Source organism: Luteibacter sp., assembly GCF_051958795.1.
Lineage (GTDB): Bacteria > Pseudomonadota > Gammaproteobacteria > Xanthomonadales > Rhodanobacteraceae > Luteibacter.
The window spans coordinates 1-2,080 of sequence record NZ_JBQCFT010000161.1 but is presented as its reverse complement, the minus strand read 5'-3'; the positions used below and the strand labels follow the sequence as shown (position 1 = coordinate 2,080).

Below are 2,080 nucleotides of genomic sequence, written 5' to 3'. Positions count from 1 at the left end.
CGCCGCTTCACGTGACTGGGATTACGCCACGCTGATGAACTACGCGAATGGCGACCTGGGCAACGACCGCAAGCACCAGCTGAAGATCTACGGCTCCTACCAGATCGCACCGGAATGGCTGGTCTCGGCCAACATCCTCATCCAGTCGGGCCTGCCCAAGTCGTGCCTGGGCCGCTATGGCGCGAACGAAGGCGATCCGTCGGGCTACGGCAGCTACTACCACTTCTGCTTCGGCGTGCCGTCGGCCTATGGCGCCAAGGGCCGCGAGCCGTGGGAAGAGCTGGTCGACGTGAGCATCGAGTATCGTCCGCTCTGGGCCGACAAGAAGCTGGCCTTCACCGTGTCGGTGTTCAACATCCTCAACCAGCAGCGCTCGCAGCGGACCAACCCGGTCTCCGGCAGCACGAACTCGGTGAACGATGGCTACCAGCAGGTGATCAGCTACACCCAGCCGCGTTACGCCCGCTTCGGCATCACGTACGACTTCTGACGGAACCACCATGCATCCACTCCTGCGACTGGGTATCGTCGCGCTTGCCGCCGGGGGCCTCGCGACCCCGGCGGTCGGTGGCGAAAGGACCTATAAAGAGCTGCCCACGGAGATCCCGGCGCACTTCACGCCGGCCAACCCGGGCTTCACCTTCGAACGGCGCACGGTGGATATCCCGATGCGCGACGGCGTGAAGCTGCACACGGTGATCCTGGTGCCGAAGGGCGCCACGCACGCCGGCATGCTGCTGACCCGCACGCCTTACGGTGCCGACGGCATGGGCCATCGCTCCGATAGCCCCAACCTCGGCCCGACCCTGCGCGGTTACGACAACCCCGCCGACATCATCGTCCAGGATGGCTATATCCGCGTCATCCAGGACATCCGCGGCAAGAACGGCTCCGAAGGCGACTTCGTGATGAACCGGCCGCCGATCGGCCATGGCAACCCCACGGCGATCGATGAATCCTCCGATATCTACGACACGATCGACTGGCTCGTGAAGCACGTGCCGGAATCGAACGGCAAGGTCGGCATCATCGGCATTTCCTACGATGGCTTCGAGGCGATGATCGCCACGATCCACCCGCATCCCGCGCTCAAGGTAGCCGTGCCGATCAACCCCATGATCGATGGCTGGATGGGCGACGACTGGTTCCACAGGGGAGCCTTCCGCCAGCAGATGATTCCGTACATCTACGGCATGGTGAACTCCCGCAAGAGCAACATCGGCTGGACCACCGGCTACCGCGACGATTACGACCTCTACCTGCAGGGCTCGGCTGGCGATATCGGCCGCGCCTACGGCATGGAGGCGCTTGGCTTCTGGCAGAAGCTGCTGGCCCACCCGGCCTACGACAGCTTCTGGTCGGAACAGGCGCTGGACCGGATCGCGGCGAAGGAGCCGATGACCGTCCCCACGATGCTCGTGCACAGCCTGTGGGACCAGGAAGACAACTACGGCGACATGGCGGTGTACCGCGCGCTCGCCCCGCGTGACCCGAACCACGAGAAGCTATGGCTGGTGCTCGGCCCGTGGCGCCATGCGAAGACCTGGGAAAATGCCAGCACCATCGGCGCGATCGAACTGGGCAGCGATACTGGTAAGACCTTCCGCCAGACCATGCTGCGGCCGTTCCTCGCGCAATACCTGAAGGATGGCGCGCCGAAGGCGAACGTCGCCCCGGTGAACGCCTTCGTCACCGGCGAGAACGCGTGGCGCCAGCTGGATACGTGGCCCTCCGCGTGCCGCGGCGGCTGTGCGCCGAGCATGCAGCGCTGGTACGTCGAAGCGAAGGGTGGCTTCGCTACGACGGCGCCTGCCGCCGGCGACGACACGTATGTGTCGGATCCCGCCAAGCCGGTGCCGTATCGCGTGCGCCCGATCCAGTCGTGGTCGCATGGCGTGGCCGATCGCGAGGATTCGTGGCCGGAATGGCTGGTGGACGACCAGCGCCAGTTCGCTACGCGCACCTACGTGCTGACCTAGGTATCGCCCGTGCTGGAGCAGCCGATGGGCGTCTCCGGTGAACCGCGGGTCCATCTGCTCTCATCGACCAGTGGCACCGACAGCGACTGGGTGGTGAAGCT

At 65.1% G+C, this 2,080-nt stretch carries 1 protein-coding gene and 1 pseudogene; both read left to right on the top strand.

Going from position 1 to position 2,080, the window contains the following annotated elements:
- Nucleotides 1-490: pseudogene (locus ACTHLF_RS08510) on the top strand (Oar protein); the annotation flags it as partial.
- Between the two features lie 10 nt (nt 491-500).
- Nucleotides 501-1,979, top strand: coding sequence for a CocE/NonD family hydrolase (locus ACTHLF_RS08505; RefSeq protein WP_440326557.1), 1,479 nt, complete (start codon nt 501-503; stop codon nt 1,977-1,979).
- Nucleotides 1,980-2,080 lie beyond the last annotated feature (101 nt).

What these genes read in the sequence shown, in the direction of transcription:
- ACTHLF_RS08505 (WP_440326557.1), top strand. Translation starts at nt 501, where the DNA reads ATGCATCCACTCCTGCGACTGGGTATCGTCGCGCTTGCCGCCGGGGGC.